This is a genomic window from Seonamhaeicola marinus, assembly GCF_008085455.1.
Genome location: NZ_VSDQ01000622.1, coordinates 1 through 517, shown reverse-complemented (window position 1 = coordinate 517; position 517 = coordinate 1). Strand labels below are relative to the sequence as shown.

The 517-nt window shown below is 30.8% G+C and carries 1 pseudogene (cut by a window edge); it reads left to right on the top strand.

Annotated elements, in window-relative coordinates:
- A pseudogene (gene hemC / locus FUA24_RS10880) lies at positions 1 to 502 on the top strand (hydroxymethylbilane synthase) (it extends 969 nt beyond the left edge of the window).
- Positions 503 to 517 lie beyond the last annotated feature (15 nt).

The window sequence follows — 517 nt, the reverse complement described above, 5'->3', positions numbered from 1 at the left end:
TAAAAATGCCGTTGATGCATTATTAACCAATTTTTCAAAAGAAGAATTACAGTTTAAAAACATATACTGTGTTGGTCGCCGTACAAAACGTTTAATTGAAAATAAAATTGGAACCGTAAAGCACATTGAAAAAAACGCCAAAGCTTTGGCTAATTATTTAGTGGAATATATTGAAGGCACCGAAGTTACATACTTTTGCAGTAATTTAAGGTTAGATGATTTACCAACAATTCTAGAAAACAATCACATAAAAGTAAATGAAGTTGAAGCATATCAAACCAAATTTGATGCAACACAACTTGATGATACCGTAGAAGGTGTTATGTTTTACAGCCCTTCAACAGTACAAAGTTTCAAACAAAAAAACAGCAACAACGTAATAGCATTTTGTATTGGTGAAACCACGGCAAAAGAAGCAAAAAAACATTTTACAGATATTAGAATAGCTAAAGTACCAACCGTTGAAAGCGTTATTGAATTAGTGAATGAACATTATACATAAGTGTTTCTTGTTATT